Origin of the sequence: Mangrovimicrobium sediminis (assembly GCF_004745945.1) — a bacterium.
Taxonomy (GTDB): Bacteria; Pseudomonadota; Gammaproteobacteria; order Pseudomonadales; family Halieaceae; genus Mangrovimicrobium; species Mangrovimicrobium sediminis.
The window spans coordinates 280,233-300,359 of record NZ_SRLE01000002.1; the positions used below are offsets into that span (position 1 = coordinate 280,233).

Sequence of the window (20,127 nt, forward strand, 5' to 3'; positions counted from 1 at the left end):
GCTTCCATCCTAGCAGTCGGGCCTGTGCAGGCAACCAAAAAGCGGCGGAATGCGTGATTCACGCGCGTGTTGCGGCGGCGGGGCCGGGCGAGTCCTGTTGCGGGTGTTGGGGTGGGTGTTGTGGTGGGTGTTGTGGTGGGTGGTGTGGCGGCGAGGGGATGCCGGAAATAACGGCGCCGCAATGCGGCGCCATGGCGGGAGTGCACGCTCGCCGTATCCAGCGAGTGAGCTAGCGCTCAGTCGAGCGCCTGGTTCAGCGGTACCCGGTGCTAAGGTGCTAGCCCAGCGTTAGCCCAGAGCCTAGTCGAGCAATGAGCGACCTGGAATAGACTGCAGCAGGGCGCGCGTGTACTCCTCCTTCGGGTGCTCGAACAGCTCGCCGCCAGTGCCCTGCTCGACGACCTTGCCCTTGTATAGCACCAGGATACGGTCGGCGAGGTGGCGCACCACGGCGAGGTCGTGGGACACGAACAGCATGGTCAGCCCGTACTCCTTGCCGAGGTCCAGCATCAGGTCGAGGATCTGCGCCTGGATGGTGACGTCCAGCGCCGAGACCGGTTCGTCGGCGACGACGAACTCCGGACGCGTGGCCAGGGCGCGGCCGATGGCGATGCGCTGGCGCTGGCCGCCGGAGAATTCGTGGGGGTACTTGCGCACGAAGTTGCGCGCCAGGCCGACATCGTCCATCAGCTTGAGCACGCCGCTGGCGACGGTCTTGCGGTTCTCGATGCCGTGCAGCAGCAGCGGCTCGGCCAGGGTGTCGAACACCGTCATGCGCGGGTTGAGCGAGGCGAACGGGTCCTGGAAGATCATCTGCATGCGCCGGCGCATCTGTTTCAGCGCGCCGCCTTCCAGTTGCGTGAGGTCGGTGCCGTCGAAGTTGACGTGACCGGAGGTCACCGGCACCAGGCGCAGGATTGAGCGGCCGATGGTGGACTTGCCGGAGCCGGACTCGCCGACCAGGCCGAGGATCTCGCCGCGGCGGATATCGAAGCTGACATCGTCCACCGCCTTCACCGGCTCCGCGTCCTTGCCCTGGCCGAACCACGTGCACAGGTTGCGCACTTCGATAAGCGTCTCGGGGTGCGCCTCGGGCTGCTTGCTGTCGCCGGGAATCGCCGCCAGCAGCTTCTGCGTGTAGGGGTGTTCCGCGTGGTGGAAGATGTGATCGCTGTCGCCGGCCTCGACGATCTTGCCCTGCTGCATGACCACGATCTGGTCGGCGATGTCCGCCACCACCGCGAGGTCGTGGGAGATGAAGATCACGCCGATGTCGCGGTTCTTCTGCAGGTCGGCGATCAGCTGCAGGATCTGCGCCTGGATGGTCACGTCCAGCGCGGTGGTCGGCTCGTCGGCGATCAGCAGCTTGGGCTCGTTGATCAGCGCCATGGCGATCATCACCCGCTGGCGCATGCCGCCGGAAAACTCGTGGGGGTAGTTGTCGAAGGTGTTCGCCGGATCGCGGATGCCGACCTCTTCGAGCAGTTGCAGCGCCCGCGCCTTGGCCTCGGCTTTGGTCACGTCGCGGTGGAACAGCAGCGGTTCCATCAGCTGCTTGCCGATGGTCATGAACGGGTTGAGGCAGGTCATCGGGTCCTGGAAGATCATGGCGACGTCGCGGCCGCGGATCTTGCGCAGTTCGGACTCTGATGCCTGCAGCAGGTCCTTGCCTTCAAACAGTGCGGTGCCGCCGTCGACGCGCCCGGGGGGCTGCGGGATCAGGCCGAGCAGCGAGTAACAGGCCACCGACTTACCGGAGCCGGACTCGCCGATGATCGCGGTGATCTTGCCGGTTTCCACCGAGAAGGAGATGCCGTCCACGGCCTTGTTCGTCCCCATGCGGGTGACGAAGCTGACCTCCAGGTTGTTGACTTCGAGCAGTGCCATCAGTCCTTGGACCTCCGTACGTCGAGGGCGTCGCGCAGGCCGTCACCCAGGAAGTTCAGGGAGAACAGCGTGATGGACAGGGCCAGGCCGGGGAAGATCAGCAGCCAGGGGAACTCCTCCATGGTCTCCGCGCCGTAGGAGATGAGCAGCCCCCAGGAGGTCTTCGGCGGCTGGATGCCGAGGCCGAGGAAGCTGAGGAACGCCTCCAGCAGCATGACCGCGGGAATAGTCAGCGTGGTGTAAACAATGATCGGCCCCAGCGCGTTGGGAATCAGGTGGCGCACGATGATCTTGCCCGGCGACAGGCCCAGTGAGATCGCCGCCTCGACGAACTCCTGCTGGCGCAGGGACTGCACCTGGCTGCGCATGATGCGCGCCATGGTCAGCCACTCCACCGCGCCGATGGCCAGGAACAGCAGCAGCATGTTGCGCCCGAACACCACCATCAGCAGCACGATGAAGATCATAAAGGGCAGGGCGTACATGATGTCCACCAGGCGCATCATCACCGCGTCGACGCGGCCGCCGACGTAGCCGGCGATGGCGCCCCAGGTGACGCCGATGAGCAACGCCACGCTGGTGGCGACGAAACCGACCGCCAGCGACACCCGGCCGCCGTACATGATCTGCGTCATCAGGTCGCGGCCGAAGATGTCCGTGCCCAGCCAGTGTTGCGCGGAGGGCGGGGTGGCGCCCAGTTCCAGGTTCTGGGTCTCGTAGGAGTAGGGCGCGATCCACGGCGTCAGCAACGCGATGATGATCAGCGCTACCAGCAGCACCAGGCCGACGATGGCCAGGTGGTTCTTGCGCAGGCGCAGCCAGGCGTCTTTCCAAAGGGAGGTGCCCTGTTCCGCCTCGGTGATATCGGAAATGATTTCGCTGGTCATCACTTACCTCCGAACTGGGCGCGCAGGCGCGGGTTCATCCACGCGGCGAGCACGTCCGAGGCAAGGTTGAACAGCACGATGAGCGTGGAGAGGAAGACAGTGGTACCGAGGATCATGGTGTAGTCGCGGTTGAAGGCGGCCTGGACGTAGAAGCGCCCGAGGCCCGGAATCTGGAAGATGGTCTCGACCACGAAGGAACCCGCCAGCAGGCCGGCGAAGGCCGGGCCGAGGTAGGCGACCACCGGGATCATGCCGCCGCGCAGGCCGTGCTTGACCACCACCTGCCACTCCGGCAGGCCCTTGGCGCGGGCGGTGCGGATGTAGTCCTGGGACAGGACCTCGAGCATGCCGGCCCGCGACAGGCGGGCGATGTACGCAGCGTAGGCGGAACCCAGGGTGATCGAGGGCAGCAGTTTGTCGCCGGGGATGTCGCCCCAGCCGGACACCGGCAGCCAGTCCAGGTAGATGCCGAACACCAGCACCAGCAGCGGCCCGAGCAGGAACGAGGGCATGCAGATACCGATCATCGCCGCGGTCATCGGTATGTAGTCCTGCGCCGTATTCGGTTTTATCGCCGCGAACACCCCGGCGATACCGCCGATGATCACTGCCACCAGCAGGGAGTACAGGCCGAGCTCCGCGGTCACCGGCAGGCCGGCGGCGATCAGTTCGTTGACGCTGCGGCCCGGGTACTTGAACGAGGGGCCGAAGTCGCCCTGGGCGAGGTCGCCGAGGTAGGCGAAGTACTGCTCGAACAGCGGCCGGTCGAGGCGGTACTGTGCCTCCAGCGCCGCTTTCACTTCCGGCAGTACGGCTTTCTCACTGTCGAAGGGTCCGCCGGGGGCGACGCGGACCAGGAAGAAGGTAACGGTGATAACCGCCAGGATTACGGGGACGGCCTGCAGCAGCCGCAAGGAGATGAATCGCCACATGGTCTCGGGTCAGTCCTCCACAGGAGCCGCGTCTGTCTCGTTCGGGTCCAGCCAGACGTAGCGGAAGTTGATGTAGTCCATCAGGTTCGACGGCATCCCCTTCACGCTGGCGTGCTTCAGGTGGTTGCTGGTGTAGGTGTAGATGGGAATGATCGGCATCTGCTCCATGAGCAGGGTCTCGGCCTCGTGGAACAGGCTGAAACGCTCCTCGCGGGTCTTGGCTTCGGGAGCCAGCTTGAGAATCAGGTCATCGTAGCGCGGGTCGGAGAACCCGGTGTTGTTGTTACCGCCATCGGTGATGAACAGGTCGAGGAAGTTGTTCGGGTCCACGTAGTCGCCGATCCAGCCGCGCCGCGCGATCTGGAAATGCATCTCGGTGACGTTGTCGAGGTAGACCTTCCACTCCTGGTTGGCGATGGCGACGTCGATGTTCAGCACGTCTTTCCACATCTGCTGGATGGCCACGGCGATCTTGCGGTGGTCTTCCTGGGTGTTGTAGATCAGTTCCAGCTGGGGGAAACCGTCGCCGCCCGGGTAGCCGGCATCGGCCAGGTACTGGCGCGCCTTCTCGGCGTCGAACTCGAACAGTTTCGGCGGCTGGTAGCCGAGGGTGCCGGGGGGCGTGATGGTGTAGGCCGGGAAGCGCGATTTCTGCAGCACCGTGTTGTTCAGCTTCACCCGGTCGATGGCCATGGACAGCGCCTTGCGCACGCGCACGTCGTTCACCGGTTCCATGGTGGTGTTGATCAGGTAGTAGTAGGTGCCGAGGTAGGGCGATTGCACGTGCGGGGAGTTTTCGATGCCTTCGTAGACGGGGATCTTGTCCAGCGGCACGGTCTGCGTGTAGTGCAGCTGGCCGACCCGGAACATGCGCTCCTCGCTGACGATGTTCTCGGTGGGGTAATAGATGATGCCGTTGAGTTTGACCTTGTCCCTGTCCCAGTAGGTGTCGCTCTTCTCGACGATGATATGGCGGTTGAGGTTCCACTCCTTGAGGTCGAACGGGCCGTTGTTGACCATGTTCTCCACCCGGGTCCAGGGCGTGAAGCGGGTGGAGATCTCGCCGAACTTCTCGATGGTCGGCGGGTGCACCGGGAAGGTGCTGTAGTGGTCCATCAACTGCAGGAAGTACGGGGTGGGGGCGTTGAGGTGGACCTCCAGGGTCACATCGTCCAGCGCCTTCACGCCGACGTCGGCGAAGTCGGGCAGGCGGCCGCGGGCGTAGGCCTCGGCGTTGACCACCGGAAACAGCATGTAGGCGTACTGGTTGCCCATCTTCGGGTGCAGGGCGCGCTGCCAGGAGAACACGAAATCGCCGGCGGTGACCTGGTCGCCGTTGGACCAGCGCGCCTCCGGGTTGAGGTGGAAGACGTAGGTCTTGCCGTCCTCGGAGATCTCCCAGCTGCTGGCGACGCCGGGGATCGGCTCCAGGGTCGCGGGGTCCTTGGCGGTCAGGCCCTCGAACAGAGCCTGGATAACGTGGTGCTCGGGCACGCCGGTGACCACGTGGGGGTCCAGGCCCTGGGGCTCGGAGCCGTTGCCGTAGTGCAGGATGCCTTCGCGATTGCCTTTGCTGACATTGGATTCACCGCCGGTGCAGGCCGCCAGGGTCAATAGCAGCGCGCCGAGCAGAAGTCGTGGGAGCAGGGTCATGGGAGATCTGGGATAGTGGACCAGCAATGCAGTATACAGGGACTGCGCCTGCGGGGAAGGTTTGCATAACCCTGAAGGGTTACATGGTGATGACGGCCGGCCGGCCGGCGTCGTCACTGCCCGTGGCCGCCCTGCCCGGCCAGCGGTGCGCCCAGTTGTGCCAGGTCGGCTCCGGAGGGGTGCTGGTACAGGCGCAGGCCGAATTCGCCGACCACGGCGAACAGGTGGTCGAAGATGTCCGACTGGATGCCCTCGTACTCGGCCCAGGCGGTGGTCGCGGTAAAGCAGTACACCTCGATCGGGATGCCCTCCGCCGCGGCCTGCTGCTGGCGCACCAGCAGGGTCATGTCCTGGCGGATCATCGGGTGGTGCTTCAGGTACTGGAAGATGTAGGCGCGAAAGGTGCCGATGTTGGTCAGGCGGCGCATGTTGATCTCGCCCTCGATGTCCCGCGCGGCGAGCTGGCGGTTGTACTCGGCGAGCTCGTTTTCCTTGTCCTCCAGGTAGTCCTGCAGCAGGGCGACGCGGCGCGCGCGCTCGATCTCCGCCGCGGTGAGGAAGCGCACCGAGCCGGCGTCCAGGTACAGGCTGCGCTTGATCCTCCGGCCGCCGGACTCGGACATGCCGCGCCAGTTGCGGAAGGGGTCGGAGATCAGTCGGTGGGTGGGGATGGTGGTGATGGTCTTGTCCCAGTTCTGCACCTTCACCGTGTGCAGCTGTACATCGATGACATCGCCGTCGGCGCCGAACTGCGGGGCCTCGATCCAGTCGCCGACGTGGATCATGTCCTGGGCGTTGAGCTGCACGCTGGCCACCAGGGACAGAATGGTGTCCTTGAAGATCAGCATGAGCACCGCGGTGGCCGCGCCGAAGCCGGACAGCAGGATCACCGGCGAGCGGTCGATCAGCGCGGCGACGAACAGGATCAGGCCGATGATCCAGATCACCAGCTGCACCAGCTGCAGGAAACCCTTGATCGGCCGCTGCCGCGCCCGCGGGGTGGCCTCGTAGATGGTGTTGGTGGCCTGCAGCAGCGCGCTCAGCGTGAAGGTCACGATGAGGATCATGTAGGCGCCGGTGACGTTGAGCACCACGCGTTCCAGGTCGGCGTCGATGCGCGGCAGCAGGTCGATGCCGACATAGATGATGAAGGCCGGCACCATCTGTGCCAGCCGCCCCACCACTTTGTGCTGCACCAGGGCGTCGTCCCAGGTGGCTACCGAGCGCTTGGCCAGGCGGCGCGCCGTGCGGACCAGCACTGTGCGGGCGAGCCAGTAGGTGAACAGTGCCACCAGTAGCAGGGCGCCGAGCAGCACGAGGTCGGGCAGCAAGCGGTGAATATTGGCGAGTTCTTGCAGCATCTGGAGCCTTATTGCGGATCAGGTGATGGCGGGTTCGGGGAACTCGTCGCCGGAGCCCGGTTCGCCGAGGAAGGTTTCCTGGAAGGCCTCGACCTGGCGGCCGACCCGCTCCACGCGGCGGCCGTAGTGGGCTATGTGGAAGATGGCGTCGCCCTCGTAGACCAGCGGCAGGTTGGTGCGGCCGATGACCACCCCCGCTGCGCTGGCCAGGACTTCGGTCTCGGTGGTGCCCAGCGGGTCGCCGATCAGGGCCAGCACCTGGCCGGCGGCGACCTTGGCGCCCAGCGGTACCAGGGTGCGCAGCACGCCGCTGTCGGCGGCGCGCACCCAGGTGGTCTGTTCGCTGATGATCGGCTTCGGCGGTTCCTTGCGGCTGCGGCTGCTGCGCAGCATGCCGATGCCGCGCATCACGTTGATCACCCCGCGCACCCCGGCGCGGATGTGCATCTCCTCGAAACGCAGGGCCTCGCCGGCCTCGTAGAGCAGGATCGGGATGCCCTCCTCGCCGGCACAGCCGCGCAGGGAGCCGTCGCGCACACGGGCGTTGATCGCCAGCGGCACGCCGAAGGCCTCGGTCATGGCCAGCGCCGCCGGGTTCTCGAGGTCGGCGCGGATCTGCGGGAAATTGCTGCGGTGCCGGGCGCCGGTGTGCAGGTCTATGCCGTGGGTGGACTTGTGCACGATCTCGCGCAGGAAGGTGTGCGCCACGCGACTGGCCAGCGGTCCGCGCTCCGAACCGGGAAACGAACGGTTGAGGTCGCGGCCGTCCGGCAGGTAGCGCGAGTGGTTGAGGAAGCCGTACACGTTGACGATGGGAATCGCCAGCAGGGTGCCGCGCACCTGCTTCAGCGCGCGGTGGCGCAGCACCCGGCGAATGATCTCCACGCCATTTATCTCGTCGCCGTGCAGTGCGGCGCTGATGAACAGGGTCGGCCCCGGTTGCTTCCCGTGCACCACCTGCACGCTCATGCACAGGTCGTCGTGGGTATACATGGGCGCCACCGGCAGGTCGACGGTGCGGCGTTCGCCGGGGGCGATGGTCTGGCCGCCGATAGTGATGGACTGGGCGCGCGGATTAGCCATGACTCAGCCCCGGGTCTTGCGGCTGCCGTGGGCGGGCCGCGCGTTGTCTTCGATATAGGCGATGACCTTGCTGGCGATATCCTTGCCCGAGGATTCCTCGATACCGCGCAGGCCCGGGGAGGAGTTCACCTCCATGATCAGCGGGCCGCGCGAGGAGCGCAGCATGTCCACGCCCGCCACGTGCAGGCCCATGGTCTGCGCCGCCTTGACCGCGGTGGCGCGCTCCTCCGGGGTGAGCTTGATCGGTTTGGCCACGCCGCCGCGGTGCAGGTTGGAGCGGAACTCGCCCTCCGCCGCGGTGCGCTCCATGGCAGCCACTACGCGCCGGCCGATGACAAAGGCGCGGATGTCCGAGCCGCCGGCCTCCTTGATGAACTCCTGCACCAGGAAGTCCGCGCCCAGTTCGGTGAAGGCGTCGATCACCGACTCCGCCGCCTTGATGGTCTCAGCCAGCACCACGCCGCGGCCCTGGGTGCCGCGCAGCAGCTTGAGCACTACCGGCGCGCCGCCCAGGCGCTTGATCAGTTCGCGGCCGTTTTCCACGTCGTGGGCGAAGCCGGTGGTGGGCATGCCGATGCCCTTGCGCGAGAGCAGCTGCAGGGCGCGCAGCTTGTCGCGCGAGCGGCCCAGGGGAATCGACTCGGTGAGGCAGTACACGCCCATCATTTCGAACTGGCGGATGACCGCGGTGCCGTAGTCGGTGATCGAGGCGCCGATACGCGGGATCACGGCGTCGAAGTCGGCGAGCCGCTCGCCCTTGTAGTGGATGCCGGGGGTGGACGAGTTGATGTCCATGATGCACTTCAGGGTGTCAATCACGTGCACGTCGTGCCCGCGTTCGGTCGCCGCTTCCAGCAGGCGCCGGGTGCTGTAAAGCTTCCTGTTGCGGGACAGGATGCCTATTTTCATGATCAAGCTGGTCTCCTTGGGACTGGTCTTGCGCGGGCGGTCACTTACCGGTGAGGAAGGACCGTCCCGGGTCGACATAGTAGCGCCCGCGCATGGCGGTGCGGCCGATCAGTACCCGGAACTTCATTGTGTCGCGGTCGGTGAGTGTAACCTCCACCCGGCGTGCCTTGCCACCGATGCTCAGCGACGTCTCGATGACGTAGCGCATTTCCTCGTGGCCGCCGGAGTCGCGCACCACGCGCCGGTCGAGCACCGGCGCCTCGCATTCGACCACCTTGTCCGCGTCGCCCTGCACCGGGTGTACGCCGAAGCGCACCCAGGACTGGCCGTCGCGCTCGAAGGGCTCGGTCCAGAAGGCGTGCAGGGCGCTGGTGCGCGCCCCGGTGTCGACCTTGGCCTTGATGCGCGCAATACCGAGGTCGGGGAATGCCACCCACTCGCGCCAGCCGAGAATGTCACGCTTGGCCACGGGCGCGCCCTCAGTTGTCTCGCCGTACGCGCAGCTCGCCATCCACATGGATGTCGCGCTGCGGGAAGGCGATGACCACGTCGTGCTCACGGAACACGGCGTCGATGGCGTAGCGCAGGTTGCTGCGGATCTTGCGCAGGCCGCCCTCGGTGTTGGACTCGACCCAGAACACCAGGTCGAACACCAGCGCGCTGTCGCCGAAGTCGTCGAAGATCAGGAAGTAGGGTGGGTCGGACAGCACATCGGGGTCGTCTTCCGCCACCTGCAGCATGAGCTTGCTGGCCAGCTGCACGTCGGAGCCGTAGGCGATGCCCACGACCACGTTGGTGCGCACCAGGCGGTCGACCAGGGTCCAGTTGGTGACGGTGTTCTCCAGCAATTCGCTGTTGGGCACCAGCAGATGTACGCCGTCGACCCTGCGAATGCGCGTGGAGCGCGTGTTGATCGCCTCCACGGTGCCGCGCATGTCGCCCAGCTCAAGGAAATCGCCGATCTTGATCGGGCGCTCCCAGATCAGGATCCAGCCGCTGATGAAGTTGTTGATGATGTTCTGCGCGCCAAAGCCGACGCCGATGGCCACCGCGCCGGAAATAAAGGCGAAGGCCGCCAGCGGTACGCGCAGGATGTCCAGCACCATGAAGGCGAGGATCAGGGTGGCGGCGATCAGGTAGGCGCGGGTGAGCATCTGCGTGAGGTCCGCGCTGAACGAGCGGCGCAGCAGCAGGCGGCGCAGGAAGCCGGTGCTCCAGTAGATGAACAGGACGCCGAGCGCGGCGAACAGCAGCACCGAGAGCACCTGGCCCACGGTGATCGTATTGTCACCCACGACCAGCAAGGTGGTGGACAACAGGCTGCGCAACTGCTCCATTCGAGTCTCCGTCATGTCGCCCGCCCGACCCGGGTGGGGCGGTGCGGCAGCCCGGTGGTGCCCCGCTGCCCGGCGATCACGCCTGGGGGTGATTATTTCCCAAAACGCCGACGCATGGAATGTATCGCGGGAAATCCATACTATCGACCTTGCACTTACCAATCGCGCTACCCGGAGGAACGACCCATGATTCGCTGCATGTTGCGAAGCGAGGATGGTGGCTACCAGCTCGGCCAGGAGGAACTGCTGGGTATGTGGCGCGCCAACGGGGGCCAGGTGTGGCTGGATATAGAGCACGGCCCCGACCAGCACGTGCACGAGTTGCTGGAGAGCATGGGCTGCGACCCGCTGGCCATCCAGGACAGCTTTCGTACCCGCCACCCGCCCAAGGTGGAGGAGTTCGACGACACTACCTTCGTGCTGTTTCGCGGCATTTCCACGCTCGACGAGAATCTCGATCTCGAACCGCAACAGGTGGGGATCTGGGTGGGCCGGGATTTCCTGATTACCCTGCACCGGGGCCCCTCGGTGAGTGTCGGCAACTTCTGGGAAAAGGAATCTGACGCCGGCCTGCTGGCGGCGCCCAACGAACTGGCCCTGCACCTGCTGCACTACGCCAGCGGGCGTTACCTGGACCGCCTGCTGGAATTCGAGGAACGCCTGGGGGACCTCGAGGACGGCCTGTCGGGCGATCGCTCGGAAGAGGAGATGAAGGCGCTGGTCCTGTTCCGCACCCGCCTGCGCCGCCTGCGCCGCATTTTCAGCTACCACAAGGACCTGGCCGAATATATCTGGGACCCGGGCACCGAGTTCCTCGGCCGCGGCGAGGATGACAGCTTCCACCTGCGCCGCGACGTGCACGACCGCTGCGAGCGCCTGTTCAGCCTGTGCAGCATGTACTACGAGATCTGCGGCGACCTGATCGAGGGCCATATCTCGCTCAGTTCGCACAAGCTGAACCAGACGATGAAGGTGCTGACCATTATCTCGGCGATCTTTGTGCCGCTGACCTTCCTCGCCGGCATCTACGGCATGAACTTCGAGTATATCCCGGAGCTGTCCTGGCGCTACGCCTACTTCACCCTGCTCGGGGTGATGGCGGTGATGGGCACGGGCATGCTGGTGCTGTTCCGGCGTATTCGCTGGTTGTAGCCCGGTGCCGGCGCGCGGCCCGCGTCAGTCCAGCGACTTGTGGAAGCGCGCGGTGGCCACCGCCAGCATGATGACAGTGAAGCCGAGCAGCCACAGCAGGTCCGGGGTCAGCTGCGCGAGCTGGGCATCGCGCAGGTAGACACCGCGGATCAGGCGCATGAAATGCGTTGCCGGCAGTGCCTCGGCGATGTACTGGGCGGCCACCGGCATGGCGTCGTAGGGAAACATGAAGCCGCTGAGCAGGATCGACGGCAGCAGCACGAACACGGTCATCTGCATGGCCTGCATCTGGGTCTGCGCCTGGGTGCTGATCAGCAGGCCCAGGGTCAGGCTGGCGCCGATAAACGCCAGGGTGACCACGATGAGGTTGAAAAGGTCGCCGTGGAAGGCGACGCCGAACACGCCCCAGCCGATGCCCAGGATGATCGTGATCTGCAGCAGGCCGACGAACACGTAGGGCACCAGCTTGCCCACCATCAGCTCCAGCGGCCGGATCGGCGTCGTTATCAACAGCTCCATATTGCCGCGCTCGCGCTCGCGCACCAGCGCCACCGAGGTGAACAGGATCATGGTCATGGTCAGGATCACCGCGGTCAGTCCGGGGACGATATTTACCTGTGAGCGCCGCTCCGGGTTGAAAAACAGCGCCACCTCGAAGCTCGGCGGCTGCGCGCTGTAGGCGCCGGGTGGCGCGCCCGCCTCCAGGTGCAGCGGCATCTGGCGCAGCCCGAGCAGGGCGCTGCCGACCATGGTGTCGGAGCCGTCCACCAGCCACTGGCCCACGGTGTCGCCCGCCGCCACGCGCTGGGTGAGGTTTTCCGGCAGCACCAGCGCCGCGCGGATGCGCCCGGCGACGATGTCGGCCTCGGCCTGCGCCGCCGTGCTGTAGTGGGCGACGATGTCCACCACCTGGGTGACGCGCACCTGCTCGGTGATCACCCGGCCCGCCGCACTGCCGGAGAGGTCGACCACGCCGATGGGAATGTCTCTCACCATGGTGTTGATCGCGTAGCCGAACAGCAGCAGCTGGATCAGCGGCAGCATCACGACCATGCCCAGGCTCAGGCGGTCGCGGGACAGCTGCCGGAACTCCTTGCCGGTGACCGAGCCGATGCGGGTGAGGGCGCTCATGCGGCGTCTTCCGGGCGGGTGGCGTCGACAAACACGTCCTCGAGGCTGGGCCGGGCCAGGCAGATGTCCAGCCCGCGGCCGTCCAGCCGCTGGCGCAGCAGCGCTACCGGGTCGTCGACACCCGCGCGCAGCAGTACGCGCAGGTGCAGCCCCTGCTGCGCCGCGGAGCGCACCTCGGGCAGCGCCAGTGCCGCCGCCTTGACCTGGCGCAGGTCGTCGCCGTCGATCTCCACCACGCGGCCGTCCAACTGTGCCATCAGGGCGGCGGGGGTGCCGTCCGCGCGCAGCCGGCCGTGCTCGAGAATCGCCAGCCGGTGGCAGCGTTCGGCCTCGTCCATGTAGTGGGTGGAGACCAGGATGGTGGTGCCGCGCTCCACCAGGTCGAACAGTTTTTCCCAGAAGTCGCGGCGGTTTTCCGGGTCCACCGCGGAGGTCGGCTCGTCGAGGAACACCAGCTCCGGTTCGTGCAGGGTGGCCGCCGCCAGGGCCAGTCGCTGGCGCTGTCCACCGCTCATCATGCCGGCGCGCCGGCGGCGCAGTTCGCCGAGGTCGTACTCCTTGATCAGCGTGTCCATGCGCTGGCGGCAGGCGCGCCGGGACAGGCCCTGGATGCTGCCCAGGAAGCGCATGTTCTCCTCCACCGTGAGGTCCTCGTAGAGCGAGAACTTCTGCGTCATGTAGCCGATGCGCCGGCGCACTTCCTCGGCCTGGGCGGGGATCTCCCTGCCCAGTACGCGCACCTCCCCCGCGGTTGGGGTGAGCAGGCCGCACAGGGCGCGGATGGTGGTGGTCTTGCCCGAGCCGTTGGGGCCGAGGAAGCCGTAGATTTCGCCGCGCGGAATGTCCAGGTCGATGCGATCCACGGCGATCACCTCGCCGAAGTGCCGCGACAGCTGGCGGGCGTGGATGGCCGGTTCAGTCATCGCCGAGCAGGACCTGCGCCGGGATGCCGGTGGGCAGGTCCTCCCCGGCGGCCAGGTCGAACTCCGCCAGGTACACCAGCCGCGACCGGTCCGAGGCATTGAGCGCGTAGTAGGGGGTGAAGGCGGGCTCCGCGGAGACCCAGCGCAGGGTGCCGGTGAGCTGACCATTCACCCCGTCCACCTGCACCGGGTAGCTGTCGCCGATGTGCAGGCGCGCGCGCCAGGGTTCCGGCACGTAGACCCGCGCGTAGGGGCGGGTGTCGGCCAGCAGCACGGCGAGGGTCGAGCCGGCGGTGACGCGCTCGCCCTCGTTCCAGGGCAGGCTGTCCAGGTAGGCATCGCGGGTCGCCTCTACGCTGAGGTCTTCCAGCAGGTTCTGCTCCACCGCCAGTTGGGCCTCGGCGGCCTGCAGCGCCGCGGCGCCGGCGTCCAGTTGTTCCTGGCGGGTGCCGTTGGTCAGGCGCAGCAGGTCTTCCTGTGCCGACTGCAGGTTGGCTTCCGCCTCGTCGCGGGCGGCCTGGGCGCGGTCCAGCTCCGCCTGGGCGGCGAGCCGCTGCCGCACCAGGGACACCGCGCGGGTGAAATTGGCCTCGGCCTCGGTGAGCGCCGCGCGTGCGCCGGACACGCGTGCGCTGGCCGCGGCGATCTCCTCCGGGCGCGCGCCGTTGCGCAGTTCCTCAAGCACCGCCGCGGCCCTGGCCACTTCGGCGCGGGCGCGGGCGACCACCGCTTTCTGGCGGCTGTCGTCGAGCTGTACCAGCAAGGTGCCGGCGGTGACCTGGGTGCCTTCGGGGACGGGTTGCTGCAGCACGATCTCCGCGGCGGTGGCGCGCAGGATGATGCGGTCGCGCTCCAGCGTGCCCAGCGCCTGGTTGGCGCTATCGTCGCCGCAGCCGCTCAGGCAGGCGGTCAGCCAGCCGGTCAGCAAGGCGCAGGGAATCAGCGTACGGAGCACACGCATGGCGTAGCCTTGTCCGGGGAAAGAGGCTTTTCCTTATACGCCCTCGACCGGGGGCATGCAATTGACCCCGGCCGCTGGCCGGGGTGGGAGGTTCTGGTGTGGCGGGGTGTCAGGCGGCGGACTGGTCGCGGCTGCCTACCGGGTGGCCGACGTATTCGGCGCGCGGGCGGATCAGGCGGCTGTCCTGGCGGAACTCGAGGAAGTGGGCGACATAGCCGAACACGCGGGCCTGGGCGAACATCGCGGTGAAATAGTGGGTGGGGATACCCAGGCTGTGGAATACGGCGCCCTTGTAGAACTCGACGTTGGCCCAGATTTCCTTGCCGCGGCCGGCGAACTCGCGCTGGCAGGCTTCCTCTACGGCGACAAGGGTCTCCAGCAGGCGCAGGCTGTCCGGGTCGCGGCACAGCTCCATGGCCATCGGCTTGAGAATCTTGGCGCGCGGGTCCACGGTGCGGTATTCGCGGTGGCCCATGCCCATGATCTTGACCTTGTTGGCCAGGCATTCCTCGACGTAGGCGGCGGCCTTGTCCGGGCTGCCGATGGCCATGGCCATCTCCAGTGCGGCTTGGTCGGCGCCGCCGTGCAGCTTGCCGAACAGGGTGCCGATGGAGGCGGAGACCACCGACTGGATGGGCGCCAGGGTGCTGGCGCAGACGCGGCCGGCGAAGGTGCCCGCGTTGAAGCTGTGTTCCATCTGCAGAATCTGCGCTGCGTCCAGCATGCGCACCTGCTCCGGGGTCGGGTCGCTGCCGTGGAACATGCGCAGGAAGTTGTCGTGGTAGAGCTTGCCGGCGGTGGGGCGCAGGATGCCCTTGCTCTGGCCCAGGCGGTAGTGGGCGGCGATCAGGCCGGAGATCTTGGCGGCGATGAACAGGCCCTGTTCCGCGTCCAGGCCGCGGCCGAGGGTCTCTTCCTGCGGCAGCTGCAGCAGCGGCACCATGCCCTGCAGCATGAGCATCGGGTGCAGGTCGCGGGACACGTGGCCGAGCAGGTCCTGCTCCGCGTGGCTGAGGCGCTGGTGGCGGCACATGAAGCTCTTCAGGCGCGACTTTTCCTCGCTGTCCGGCCACTCGCCGAACAGCACCAGCCACGCCACGTGCAGGAAGGGCACGTCGATCAGGTCGTTGATGTCGAAGCCGCGGTAGTTGAGCAGCCCGGCCTCGCCCTGCACGTCGGAGATCGCGGTTTCACCGACGATCACACCGGCCAGGTCATGGGATACGAGGGGTTGTTGGTCGGTCATGGGAGGGCTCCGCGGGAATGGTACTTTTTCACAGTATACCCGCGGCCTTTGATTAGATAAGTTAATCTTTCTAATCATTTGATCGAAATCACTAATATGCGATTTGAAAACAGTGAGTTACGTGCCTTTCGCGGGGTGATCGAGGAGGGTGGCTTCCGCCGCGCCGCCGACGCCCTGCACATCAGCCAGTCGGCGGTGAGCCAGGCGGTGGCGGGCCTCGAGGGCAAGCTGGGCATGCCGCTGATCGAGCGCGGCAAGGAGCTGCGCCTGACCGACGCCGGCCGCCGCGTGTTTGACCACGCCTGCGAGGTCCTGAGTGGCGAGCAGCAGACCCTGGAGGACATCGCCCAGCTGCGCCGCGGCCAGCGCGAGACCCTGAACCTGGCCCTGTCCGCCTCGATCAACCGCTTTCACGCACCGGCGCTGCTCACGGATTTCTCCCGCCGCTACCCGCAGGTGCGGCTGAAGGTCGCCGAGCTGCCCGCGCGCAATATCATCTACACGGTGTTGTCGGGGACCGTCGAGCTGGGCTTCGGACCCTTCCAGAAGGATATGCAGGCGTTTCGCGTCATTCCCCTGTACTCGGACTCGCGGCACCTGGTGGTGAGCCCCAGCCACCCGCTGTTCGAGGCCATCATGGGCGGCGAGCGCGACGCCCTGGCGCAGACCCCGCTGATCACCTCGGCGCTGGACAACCCGGAGCTGCGCCCCTCCATCGCGCGCCTGCGCGACCAGTTCTCCACGGTCTGGGAGGTGAGCAGCCTGCTGATGCGCATCCACATGGTGTTCCAGGGGCTGGGGGTGACCTTCATGGACCGCCAGGTGCTCAGCGAGCACCCGGACTGCGCCGAGTTCTGCGTTATCGACGACGTCTCCTTCGGTACCATCGACAAGCAGGTGGGGCTGTACTCGCGCAACGACAAGAAACTGAGCGAAAGCGCCGCCCGCTTCGTATCACTTTGCGAGGAACGCTGGAACTTGTAGAGTTAAAAGGAGCCAGGAGGGGTAAGCATGGCGGCCAGCTTGCGCGGCACCAACATCGAAAAACTCAGTGAACAGGTCTACGACGTGCTGATTATCGGCGGCGGGATCAATGGCGCCGTGTCCGCGGCGGCACTCGCCGGGCGCGGGGTGAAGGTCGCCCTGATCGAGCGCGAGGACTTCGCCAGCGGGGTGAGTTCCAACTCGTCGAACCTCGCCTGGGGCGGTATCAAGTACCTGGAGAGCCACGAGTACTTCCTGGTCAACAAGCTGTGCAAGTCGCGCAACGAGTTGATGCGCGCCTATCCCTCCACGGTGAAGGAGATCCGCTTCCTCACCACTATCCAGCGCGGTTTCCGCTTCTGGCCGTTCTTCATCTACCTGGGCACGATCCTGTACTGGATCATGGGCCGCTTCCAGACCGCACCGCCGCGCTACCTGCGCTCCCGCGACCTCGAGCGGCGCGAGCCGGTGATCGATACCAGCAACGCCTCCGGCGGGTTCGAGTACTCGGACTGCTACCTCTACGACAACGACGCGCGCTTCGTTTTCAACTTCATCCGCACCGCCCTCGACTACGGTTGTATCGCCGCGAACTACGTGGAGTCCACCGAGTGCCGCCGCGCCGGTGAACTGTGGGTCACCAGCGCCCGCGACCACGAGAGCGGCCGCGAATTCAAGATCCGCTCGCGTGTGCTGATCAACGCCGGCGGCCCCTGGGCGGATGAGCACAACCGCATGAGCGGCGAGCACACCCGCTACCGCCACCTGTTTTCCAAGGGCATTCACCTGATTGTCGACCGGGTAACCGAGCATCGCCGGGTACTCACATTTTTTGCCAGTGACGGCCGGCTGTTTTTCCTGATCCCGATGGGGCCGCGCACCTGCATCGGCACCACGGATACCCAGGTGGAGGACCCGGAGGTGGGAGTGACCGACGAGGACCGGGATTTCGTGCTCGCCAACGTCAACGCACTGCTCGACCTCGACCCGCCATTGTCGCGGGATGACGTGATCGCCGAGCGCGTGGGTGTGCGCCCGCTGGCGGTGAGCGGCGAGGGCGGCAAGGCGGACTGGGTGCAGCTCTCGCGCAAGCATGTGGTCGAGCAAAGCGAACACCACCGCCACCTGACCATTTTCGGCGGCAAGCTCACCGATTGCCTGAATGTCGGCAATGAGGTGGTGGACCTGGTGGCCGACATGGGCGTGATCATTCCCTACCCGGACAACCGCTGGTACGGTGAACCCAGCGACGCGGAGCGCGACGAGTTCATGCTGCAGGCGAAGCTGATGAACCTCGATTCGCTCACCGCGCCGACCTCATCCGAGCCGCTGTCGCAACGCTTCTGGCGCCGCTACGGCAGCGCCGCCTTCGGCCTGCTGGAGCGCATCCGCGCCGACGAGTCCTGCGCCGAACTGCTGATCCGCAACGCCGAGTACACGCGCTGCGAGATCGAACTGGCCGCGCGTCGCGAGATGATCGTGCGCCTCGAGGACTTCATGCGCCGCCGCTCGAAGATCGAGCTGGTGGTGCGGCGCAGCGATATCGAGGATGCGCCTGGCCTGCGCGAGGCCTGCGAAATCCTGTTCGGCAATGCCGCGCAGGCTAAACTCAACGAGTATCTCACGGGCTGAGCGCCGCCGCTCGCTCGACCCACCTTCCGGAAACTACCCTATGAACCGTTTTGTACCGATGCTCGCCCTGTGCCTGGTCGCGGGCGCTGCCCACGCCGTCGATGATGTGCGCGGAGACTTGGCGAGCTGTGCCGCCATCGTCGAGAACGACGATCGCCTGGCCTGTTACGACAAGCTGTCCGGGCATGTACCGCAGCCCCAGGACGACGCCGCTGCGGGAGTGCGACCCGAGGGCAGCCCGAATGAGCCGGAGGGGCAGTTCGCCCAGCGCGTGGAGGAGGAAAAGGAAGAGGCGAACAACCCCTGGGTGATCATTCCCCATCACCGCAACTACCTGCTGCCGGTAACCTACAACACACACTTCAACGACAAGGTGTGGAACGAGATCAACCCGGATGTCGAGGGTGACGATGTCGAGATCAAGTTCCAGGTGAGCTTCAAGGCGCTGCTCTGGGATCACCCCCTGGGGCGCGGTACGCGGCTGTGGGCGGCCTATACCCAGGAGAGCTGGTGGCAGGCGTACAACGACTCGGCGCCGTTCCGGGAGACCAACTACCAGCCGGAGATTTTCCTCAGCTTCGAGAACGACTGGGAGATTTTCGGCTTCACCAACACGCTGAACGCGCTGTCCTTCAACCACCAGTCCAACGGCCGCAGCGAACCCCTGTCGCGCAGCTGGAACCGCATCATCGGCACCGCCCTGTTCGAGCGAGACCACCTGACCCTGGCTGCGCGGGCCTGGTACCGCCTGCCGGAGAATAGCGAGGACGATGACAACTCGGATATCGAGGACTACTACGGCTACGGTGACCTCGAAGCCCTGTGGACCTGGGACGAACAGACCTTCGGTATCACCGTGCGCAACAACCTGCAAAGCGACAACAAGGGCTCGGTGCAACTCGACTGGACCTTCCCGCTCCCCGGCACCCGCCGCTTCCGCGGTTACCTGCAATATTTCAACGGCTACGGCGAAAGCCTCATCGACTACGACACCAGCACCAATCGCATCGGCGTAGGCGTCGTCCTCACCGACATCCTCTAATCAATGGGGTCAGAGCCCTTTTCGGCTGGAATAGATTGGTGGGAGGTAGGGGGCAGAGCAAAAGAGGTCAGAAAGAGCTCTGACCCCGCTCCTCTCCTTCGGCATCTTTTTCGAGCAAAAAGGGCTCTGACCCCTTTTTTTCAGGTTTCGACGAAGGCGCGTTCGATGACGTAGTGGGCCTGTTGGCCGTGGCGGGATTCGTTGAAGCCGCGGCTGTCGAGCAGGGCGGTGATGTCCTTGAGCATGCTCGGGCTGCCGCAGATCATGAAGCGGTCGTCGGCCGGGTTGATCGGCGGCAGGCCGATATCGCGCTCCAGCTTGCCGATTTTCAAAAGGTCGGTGAGACGGCCGTTGTTGACGAACTTCTCGCGGGTGACGGTGGGGTAGTAGACGAGTTTCTCGCGCACTACATCGCCGAGGTATTCGTGCCCTGGGAGCTGCTCTGTGATCAGCTCTCGATAGGCCAGTTCCTCCACCTCGCGGCAGCCGTGGGTGAGGATGACCTTGTCGTAGGCCTCGTAGATCTCCGGGTCGCGGATGATCGACAGGAACGGCGCCAGCCCGGTACCGGTGGCGATCAGGTACAGGTGTTTGCCCGGCAGCAGGTTGTCGTTGACCAGGGTGCCGGTGGCCTTGCTGTTGACCAAGATCTCGTCCCCCGGACGGATGTTCTGCAGCTTCGAGGTCAGCGGGCCGTCCTGCACCTTGATGCTGAAGAACTCCAGCTCGTCCTCGTAGTTGGCGCTGGCCATGCTGTAGGCGCGCAGCAGCGGCTTGCCCTCGTGCTCCAGCCCGATCATCGTGAAATAGCCGTTCTTGAAGCGGAACGCCTTGTCGCGGGTGGTCTTGAAGCTGAACAGCCGGTCGGTCCAGTGGTGGACGTCGGTGACCTGTTCGCGCAGCAGGGTGGCCATGGCGTGTTTACCTTGTCGTCAGTGTGTGAGCAGCGCACTGTAGGGCATGGCCATATATTTGTTAAACGGATATATTTGATAATCAATATCGGA

18 protein-coding genes are annotated in these 20,127 nt (G+C 65.8%); 4 read left to right on the forward strand and 14 right to left on the reverse strand.

All coding sequences use genetic code 11. The features are described 5' to 3' along the window. Positions 1–300: 300 nt before the first annotated feature. From E4634_RS02865 to E4634_RS02905, 9 genes are all read right to left on the reverse strand, one after another. Positions 301–1,887 carry an ABC transporter ATP-binding protein gene (locus E4634_RS02865; RefSeq protein ID WP_135441078.1) on the reverse strand — a complete coding sequence of 529 codons (1,587 nt, stop codon included), beginning with the start codon at positions 1,885–1,887 and terminating at the stop codon, positions 301–303. Continuing rightward, entirely contained in the window at positions 1,887–2,774 is an 888-nt protein-coding gene (locus tag E4634_RS02870; RefSeq protein WP_135441079.1) for an ABC transporter permease, read from the reverse strand. The genes E4634_RS02865 and E4634_RS02870 overlap by 1 nt, the downstream gene beginning before the upstream one ends. After that, positions 2,774–3,706: an ABC transporter permease gene (locus E4634_RS02875; RefSeq protein ID WP_135441080.1), complete on the reverse strand. Its 933-nt coding sequence runs from the start codon at positions 3,704–3,706 to the stop codon at positions 2,774–2,776. The genes E4634_RS02870 and E4634_RS02875 overlap by 1 nt, the downstream gene beginning before the upstream one ends. Before the next feature lie 9 nt (positions 3,707–3,715). Beyond that, entirely contained in the window at positions 3,716–5,359 is a 1,644-nt protein-coding gene (locus E4634_RS02880; RefSeq protein WP_135441081.1) for a peptide ABC transporter substrate-binding protein, read from the reverse strand. Positions 5,360–5,472: 113 nt separating this feature from the next. Next, positions 5,473–6,720 carry a mechanosensitive ion channel family protein gene (locus tag E4634_RS02885; RefSeq protein WP_135441082.1) on the reverse strand — a complete coding sequence of 416 codons (1,248 nt, stop codon included), beginning with the start codon at positions 6,718–6,720 and terminating at the stop codon, positions 5,473–5,475. Positions 6,721–6,738: 18 nt separating this feature from the next. Continuing rightward, positions 6,739–7,803, reverse strand: a complete 1,065-nt coding sequence (locus E4634_RS02890; protein WP_135441083.1) for a succinylglutamate desuccinylase/aspartoacylase family protein — start codon at positions 7,801–7,803, stop codon at positions 6,739–6,741. 3 nt (positions 7,804–7,806) lie between these two features. Further along, entirely contained in the window at positions 7,807–8,712 is a 906-nt protein-coding gene (gene rimK, locus E4634_RS02895) for a 30S ribosomal protein S6--L-glutamate ligase (protein WP_135441084.1), read from the reverse strand. Positions 8,713–8,752: 40 nt separating this feature from the next. Next, positions 8,753–9,181: an ATP-dependent zinc protease family protein gene (locus tag E4634_RS02900; RefSeq protein WP_240725060.1), complete on the reverse strand. Its 429-nt coding sequence runs from the start codon at positions 9,179–9,181 to the stop codon at positions 8,753–8,755. Between the two features lie 10 nt (positions 9,182–9,191). Further along, on the reverse strand, positions 9,192–10,064 hold the full coding sequence (locus E4634_RS02905) for a mechanosensitive ion channel family protein (RefSeq protein ID WP_240725061.1): 873 nt from the start codon (positions 10,062–10,064) through the stop codon (positions 9,192–9,194). A gap of 183 nt (positions 10,065–10,247) precedes the next feature. Here E4634_RS02905 and E4634_RS02910 point away from each other — a divergent pair, with 183 nt between their 5' ends. Continuing rightward, complete coding sequence (locus E4634_RS02910; RefSeq protein WP_240725062.1) at positions 10,248–11,201, forward strand: magnesium transporter CorA family protein; 954 nt, start codon at positions 10,248–10,250, stop codon at positions 11,199–11,201. A 24-nt stretch (positions 11,202–11,225) separates the two neighbouring features. Here the strand turns inward: E4634_RS02910 and E4634_RS02915 are convergent, their stop codons facing one another. The 4 genes from E4634_RS02915 to E4634_RS02930 form a co-directional block, all read right to left on the reverse strand. Next, a complete protein-coding gene (locus tag E4634_RS02915) occupies positions 11,226–12,332 on the reverse strand; it encodes an ABC transporter permease (protein WP_135441087.1) in 1,107 nt (368 codons plus the stop codon). Further along, positions 12,329–13,255 carry an ABC transporter ATP-binding protein gene (locus E4634_RS02920; RefSeq protein ID WP_135441088.1) on the reverse strand — a complete coding sequence of 309 codons (927 nt, stop codon included), beginning with the start codon at positions 13,253–13,255 and terminating at the stop codon, positions 12,329–12,331. The genes E4634_RS02915 and E4634_RS02920 overlap by 4 nt, the downstream gene beginning before the upstream one ends. Further along, the gene (locus tag E4634_RS02925) at positions 13,248–14,216 is read right to left on the reverse strand and encodes an HlyD family secretion protein (protein ID WP_135441089.1); all 969 of its coding nucleotides are present in this window, start codon (positions 14,214–14,216) and stop codon (positions 13,248–13,250) included. The genes E4634_RS02920 and E4634_RS02925 overlap by 8 nt, the downstream gene beginning before the upstream one ends. A gap of 109 nt (positions 14,217–14,325) precedes the next feature. Then, entirely contained in the window at positions 14,326–15,462 is a 1,137-nt protein-coding gene (locus tag E4634_RS02930) for a citrate/2-methylcitrate synthase (protein WP_167854745.1), read from the reverse strand. A gap of 96 nt (positions 15,463–15,558) precedes the next feature. On the opposite strand from E4634_RS02930, the gene E4634_RS02935 reads away from it, so the two are divergent. Genes E4634_RS02935 through E4634_RS02945 form a run of 3 tightly spaced genes read left to right on the forward strand, consistent with a single transcriptional unit; the run spans position 15,559 to position 19,120 of the window. Beyond that, positions 15,559–16,446, forward strand: coding sequence for a LysR family transcriptional regulator (locus E4634_RS02935; protein WP_135441091.1), 888 nt, complete (start codon positions 15,559–15,561; stop codon positions 16,444–16,446). A 27-nt stretch (positions 16,447–16,473) separates the two neighbouring features. Next, a complete protein-coding gene (locus E4634_RS02940) occupies positions 16,474–18,078 on the forward strand; it encodes a glycerol-3-phosphate dehydrogenase/oxidase (RefSeq protein WP_135441092.1) in 1,605 nt (534 codons plus the stop codon). A 40-nt stretch (positions 18,079–18,118) separates the two neighbouring features. Beyond that, complete coding sequence (locus tag E4634_RS02945; RefSeq protein ID WP_167854746.1) at positions 18,119–19,120, forward strand: phospholipase A; 1,002 nt, start codon at positions 18,119–18,121, stop codon at positions 19,118–19,120. A 140-nt stretch (positions 19,121–19,260) separates the two neighbouring features. Here E4634_RS02945 and E4634_RS02950 read toward each other — a convergent pair whose 3' ends face one another. Further along, the gene (locus E4634_RS02950) at positions 19,261–20,034 is read right to left on the reverse strand and encodes a ferredoxin--NADP reductase (RefSeq protein ID WP_135441094.1); all 774 of its coding nucleotides are present in this window, start codon (positions 20,032–20,034) and stop codon (positions 19,261–19,263) included. Positions 20,035–20,127 lie beyond the last annotated feature (93 nt).